Below are 5,454 nucleotides of genomic sequence, written 5' to 3' on the forward strand. Positions count from 1 at the left end.
CTGCGGGCGGCGGCGGCGGCGACCGTGGCCGGCGGGTTCGCGGGGAGCATACCGGCGGGCCCGCTCGCCGGGCTGGCCGCCGGCGGCGCCACGGTGACCGTCGTGTTCGTGCTGCTCGGCTGGGCGCTGGGCGCCCAGGGCTTCGCCCCCGCACTCCGTTCCGTACGCTCCCTCACCCGAAAGCTCGCCCATGCCGTCCTTCGTTGAGTCCCCGGCCCCCACCCGGCACCTCACCCCCGGCCCGGTCCCGTGGATCGCCATGTACCACTCGGTCGGCGACTGCTCCGACGACCCGTACCACGTCACGGTCAGCCCGGACCGGCTGGACCGGCAGCTGCGCTGGCTGCGCCGGCGGGGGCTGCGCGGGGTGTCCGTCGCCGAGCTGCTCGCCGCCCGCGCCCGGGGCGAGGGGCGGGACCTGGTGGCGCTCACCTTCGACGACGGGTACGCCGACTTCCTCGGCAACGCCCTGCCGCTGCTGACCCGATGGGGGTGCACGGCGACCCTGTTCGTGCTGCCCGGCCGGCTCGGCGGCGACAACGCCTGGGATCCCCTCGGCCCGCGCAAGCCGCTGCTGACCGCCGACGGCATCCGGCGGGCCGCCGCCGCGGGCATGGAGGTCGGCTCGCACGGCCTCACCCACGTCGACCTCACCCGGGCCGACGACGGCCTGCTGAAGACCGAGACCGCCGGGAGCCGGGCGGTGCTGGAGGAACTGACCGGCACCCCCGTCACCGGCTTCTGCTACCCGTACGGCACGGTCGACCGGCGTGTCGTGCAGGCCGTACGGGAGGCCGGATACACCTACGCGTGCGCCATCGACCCCGGTGAGCTGACCGGCCCGCACGTCCTTCCGCGCGTGTACGTCGGACAGAACGACACCGCCGTACGCCTGTTCCTGAAGTACCGGCTGCACCGGCTGCGCCGGCGGCCCGTGGAGGGGCTGCGGTGAGGGCCCTGCACATCATCACCGGGCTCGGCGTGGGCGGCGCCGAGCAGCAACTCCGGCTGCTGCTGCGGCACCTGCCGGTCGCGTGCGAGGTGGTGACGCTGACCAACCCCGGGCCGGTGGCCGAGGGGCTGACGGCCGACGGGGTGCGGGTGACCCACCTCGGCATGGCCGGGAACCGTGACCTGGCCGCGCTGCCCCGGCTGGCCCGGCACATCCGGCGCGGCCGGTACGACCTCGTACACACCCACCTGTACCGGGCCTGCCTGTACGGCCGGATCGCCGCCCGGCTGGCCGGGGTCCGCGCGGTCGTCGCCACCGAACACTCCCTGGGTGACTCGCAGATGGAGGGCCGGCCGCTCACGGCGGGCGTCCGCGCGCTGTATCTGCTGGGCGAGCGGCTGGGCCGGTCCACCGTCGCCGTCTCCCCCACGGTCGCCGCCCGGCTCGCCCGCTGGGGGGTGCCCGAGCCGCGCATCGCGGTCGTGCCCAACGGCATCGACCTGACGCGGTTCGCCTTCGACCCGGACGTCCGCCGGCGCACCCGCGACCGGCTCGGGCTGCCCGCCGACGCGTTCGTCATCGGCGGCGTCGGCCGGCTCGCCCCCGGCAAGCGCTTCGACGTCCTGGTCCGGGCCCTCGCCCGCCTCCCCGCCGACTGCCGGCTGCTGCTGGTCGGCGGCGGCCCGGAGGAGCCCGCGCTGCGGCGGGCCGCGCAGGCGGCGGGGGTCGCCGGGCGGGTGCTGTTCGCCGGGGAGCGGCCGTACCTGCCCGACGGCTCCTTTGGGCCCGGCCTGCCCGCGCTGGCCTCGGCGATGGACGTGCTCGCCGCGCCCTCCCCCGAGGAGGCGTTCGGCCTCGCGGTCGTGGAGGCGCTGGCGGCCGGGCTGCCGGTGCGTTACACCTCCTGCCCGGCCCTGGAGGATCTGCCGCCCGGGTCCGCCCCGGACGCGGTGCGGGTCCCGTGCGACGCGGACGCCTACGCCCCCGCGCTCGCCGGGGTCCGCGCCGCCGGACCCGGCCCGCGCACCGCGCCCGAGGCGGCCCGCCACTACTGCATCACCCGCAGCGCCGCCCGGCTCATGGACGTCTACACGGCGGCGCTCACCCGCACGGTCCCCCCGTCCCGATCCCCCGAGGGAGTCACTGCGTCATGACCGACAACCGCGTCCAGCACCGCCGCCCCTTGCGTCCCTCCCGTCTCCGCGCGCTCCCGCCCTGGTCGCTGGTGGTGGCCGGTGTCCTCGCGGGCGGGCTGCTGGGCGGCGGGTACGGCGTGCTGAGAGCCCCGCAGTACACGGCGACCAGCTATGTCATCGCCGTCCCCACCGAGCGGTCCGACACCGCCACCGCACTCGGCTTCGCCCAGGCCTACGGCCGGGTCGCCACCCAGGTCGCGGTGCTCGGCGACGCCCAGGCGTGGGCCGGGGTGCCGGTGGCCACCCTGCGCGACAGCGTGCGCGCCGAGACCTCGCCGGACGCCCCCATGGTCGCCGTCTCCGCCACCTCCGACCGCCCGGCGCAGGCCGCCGACATGGCCAACGCGGTCGCCCGTGCGCTCACCCGGCACGCCGACGCCGCCGAGGCCGACACGCACGTCGGACTCGTGCAGTTCTCGCGCGCGGTGAAGCCCAGCGCGCCCACCTCGGCGTCCGCCGGGGTGACCGGACTCGTCGGGGCGAGCGCGGGCGGGCTGCTCGGCGCCCTCGCGCTGCTGGTCCGCCCCGGGCGGCGACCGCAGGAGGAGATCCTCCGCCCGGCCACGGTGCCCGGTCCGGCCCTGGCCGCCGACGCGCACGGCCAGCTGTGACCGCCACCTACCCGGCGGGTCTCGCGCGTCCGGCCCACCCCACGGGACTCGTCACCGAACTCGTCACCGACGAGGACGCCTTCGCGGCGCTGGGCCCCGCCTGGGGGCGGCTGCACGCGCGGTGCGCCACCGCGACCCCGTTCCAGAGCCACGCCTGGCTGCACTCGTGGTGGCTGTCGTACGGCCGGCGCGGACGGCTCCGGCTGCTCGTGGTGCGCGCGGGCCGGGAACTGGTGGCCGTCGCGCCGCTGATGCTGGTCCGCCGGCCGCTGCCCGCGCTGGTGCCGCTCGGCGGGACGATCTCCGACTACGCGGACGTGCTGCTGGACGACGGCGACGACGGGCGGGCGGCCGGCGCGCTCACCGAGGCGCTCGCGGACGCGGCCCGCACGGCGCTGGTCGACTTCCGCGAGGTACGCCCGGGTGGTGCGGTGGAGCGGGTCTACGACCGCTGGCGCGGGCCGCGTCGCGCGCTCCGCGACTCGCCGTGCCTGGAATTGCCCGCCGTGTCCATGGACGAGCTGATCGCCAGGCTGCCGTCGGGCAAGTCGGGGCAGCGGGTGCGGGCCAAGCTGCGCCGGCTGGCCGCGCTGGGCGTGCGGCGGCGGACGGTGGGCCCCGAAGAGGTCGACGCGGCACTCGACCGGCTGCTGGAGCTGCACCGGATGCAGTGGCAGGGGCGGAAGGTGACGAGCGAGCATCTGCGGCCCCGGTTCCGCGAGCATCTGGTGCGCGCGGTGGGCCCGATGGTGCGCTCGGGGAACGCGGTGGTCACCGAGTTCCGGCTCGGCGACGAGGTGGTGGCCGTCGACCTGACCCTGCTCTCGGACAGCATGGCCGGCGGCTACCTCTACGGCGCCCACCCGGGCCTGCGGCAGCGGAAGGCGGACGTGGCGGTGATGCTGCTGGACGCCTGCACCGAGCACACCGGCGGCGGCCGGCGCGGCACGCTGAGCCTGCTGCGCGGGGACGAGCCGTACAAGCACCACTGGCGGCCCGAACGGGTCGTCAACCGGCGGCTGCTGATGGCCCGGCGGCGCACCGCCCCGCTGCTGACGGCCGCGCTGTGCGACGCGGCCGTCCGGCAGCGGGGCAGGGCGGCGCTGCACCGGTGGCGGGAACGGGGGCGGGGTTAGCGGCTCCGCGTCCACCAGTCGAACCGGACGCAGAGGTTTCCACCGAGCCAGTGCCCGAACCAGTCGCCCAGACCCGTCGGCCAGCAGTCGTCCGGGGGCTCGGTGGCCGGCACCGGCGTGGGGGCGGGGGGCGGGGGCGGCGTGGGCAGCGGGGCGGGCTGCTCGGTGCGGCCGTACAGGGCGGCCCGGTAGATCCGTGACGAGCGGGGATTGTCCGAGCACTGCCACACGCCGTGCGGGCAGTAGTCGGTCAGCGTGTTGTACAGCGGCCTGTGCTCCTCGATCCAGTCGAGCATGCGCCGCATGTACTCGGCGTTGTCGCCGTTGCGGAACAGCCCCCATTCCGGATACGAGACGGGCTTGCCGTGGGCCTTGGCGAAATCCACGTGCTGCTGGAGGCCGTACGGCTCGGTGACCTGTTCGTCGAACGACAGCCCGCTCGGCTGGTCGTAGGCGTCCATGCCGATGATGTCGACCGTGGCGTCCCCGGGGTAGCACTCCGTCCACGGTACGGCGTCCCGGCCGCGGCTCGGCGTGAAATCGAACCGGAAGCGCTGCCCCGGCACCGAGCGCATGGTGGCGACGATCCTGTTCCAGTACGCCTTCCAGGCCTCGGGGTCCGGTCCGCAGCGGTGGGTGTAGGTGGTGCCGTTCATCTCCCAGCCGAGCACGATCACCGTGTCCGGCACCTTCAGCTCCACCAGCCGCTCGGCCAGTGCCCTGAAGTGATGGTCGAACGCGCCCTCCGCGGCCTGCCGCAGCAGCCACCGCACCTGGACGTCCGAGAGGTCGTCCTCGTTGCGTTCCTGCATCGGCACGTTGAGGACGAGCGTCCGGTCCGCCTTCGCGCGCCGCCACTGCGCCCATACGTCCAGGAAGCCGGGCGCTCCCTCGATGTCCCGCCAGCGTTCGCCGGGCAGATAGGTGTGGGCGACCTTCAACTCGGTCCCGCCGAGCCAGTGACTCAACTCGGCCATGCGCGCGACACCGTCCGGCCCGGAGTCCAGGAACACCCCGAAGTCCGGGACGGCCCGGCCGGCCGCGGGTGACACCGGACTCTGCGACGGGGTGGCGGGGAGGGGGACGGGGGGTGTCACCGGTGCGGGGGCCGGTGGAGCGGTCGGGGTGGAGGGGACGGCGGGGGTCGGCTGTGCCGTCGGGAGCGGGGTCGGCGCGACGGCGGCACGCGCCGCTCCGGGGCCCGCGCTGAGGCCGGGGCCGGCGGCCAGGGTGACCGACGCGACGATCGCCGACGCGAGGACGACGGCCGCCCGCCTGGACCGGGCCCTGCGCTGTTGCGGAGCCATACCCGCTCCTCTCCCCACTCGCCCTTCGAAGTCCCGCCTCGCGTCGTCCGGGCAACCGGCACGCGGTCCTATCCATACGACTGACGCCGGCACGGATATCGCTTCCGGCCCGCCGAACCCCCGCACGGGCGAATGACAGGGGGTGGGAGTCGCTCGTCCCGGCGACGCGACGCCCCGCGGGCCCGGAGCGTGCCGGCACCGCGGGCAGGAGCGGCGCGGTGCCGGGCGCGGCAGGGCGGGGGCGCCGGGCCC

General features: G+C 76.1%; 5 protein-coding genes and 1 pseudogene. 5 read left to right on the forward strand and 1 reads right to left on the reverse strand.

The annotated features are described in order from the left end of the window. From ABZV94_RS39785 to ABZV94_RS39805, 5 genes and pseudogenes are all read left to right on the forward strand, one after another. A pseudogene (locus ABZV94_RS39785) lies at positions 1-207 on the forward strand (murein biosynthesis protein MurJ); the annotation flags it as partial. Between the two features lie 52 nt (positions 208-259). Further along, the gene (locus ABZV94_RS39790) at positions 260-952 is read left to right on the forward strand and encodes a polysaccharide deacetylase family protein (protein ID WP_356349695.1); all 693 of its coding nucleotides are present in this window, start codon (positions 260-262) and stop codon (positions 950-952) included. Beyond that, complete coding sequence (locus ABZV94_RS39795; RefSeq protein WP_356349687.1) at positions 949-2,106, forward strand: glycosyltransferase; 1,158 nt, start codon at positions 949-951, stop codon at positions 2,104-2,106. Before ABZV94_RS39790 ends, ABZV94_RS39795 begins: the two co-directional genes overlap by 4 nt. Continuing rightward, on the forward strand, positions 2,103-2,759 hold the full coding sequence (locus ABZV94_RS39800; RefSeq protein ID WP_356349689.1) for a lipopolysaccharide biosynthesis protein: 657 nt from the start codon (positions 2,103-2,105) through the stop codon (positions 2,757-2,759). The genes ABZV94_RS39795 and ABZV94_RS39800 overlap by 4 nt, the downstream gene beginning before the upstream one ends. Then, on the forward strand, positions 2,756-3,895 hold the full coding sequence (locus tag ABZV94_RS39805; RefSeq protein ID WP_356349691.1) for a GNAT family N-acetyltransferase: 1,140 nt from the start codon (positions 2,756-2,758) through the stop codon (positions 3,893-3,895). Before ABZV94_RS39800 ends, ABZV94_RS39805 begins: the two co-directional genes overlap by 4 nt. Here ABZV94_RS39805 and ABZV94_RS39810 read toward each other — a convergent pair. Next, complete coding sequence (locus ABZV94_RS39810) at positions 3,892-5,202, reverse strand: glycosyl hydrolase (protein WP_356349693.1); 1,311 nt, start codon at positions 5,200-5,202, stop codon at positions 3,892-3,894. The genes ABZV94_RS39805 and ABZV94_RS39810 overlap by 4 nt on opposite strands. Between the last annotated feature and the right edge of the window lie 252 nt (positions 5,203-5,454).

The sequence above is a fragment of the Streptomyces sp. NPDC004658 genome, assembly GCF_040609555.1.
GTDB lineage: Bacteria > Actinomycetota > Actinomycetes > Streptomycetales > Streptomycetaceae > Streptomyces.

What these genes read in the sequence shown, in the direction of transcription:
- ABZV94_RS39800 (WP_356349689.1), top strand. Translation starts at nt 2,103, where the DNA reads ATGACCGACAACCGCGTCCAGCACCGCCGCCCCTTGCGTCCCTCCCGT.
- ABZV94_RS39790 (WP_356349695.1), top strand. Translation starts at nt 260, where the DNA reads ATGTACCACTCGGTCGGCGACTGCTCCGACGACCCGTACCACGTCACG.
- ABZV94_RS39810 (WP_356349693.1), bottom strand. Translation starts at nt 5,202, where the DNA reads ATGGCTCCGCAACAGCGCAGGGCCCGGTCCAGGCGGGCGGCCGTCGTC.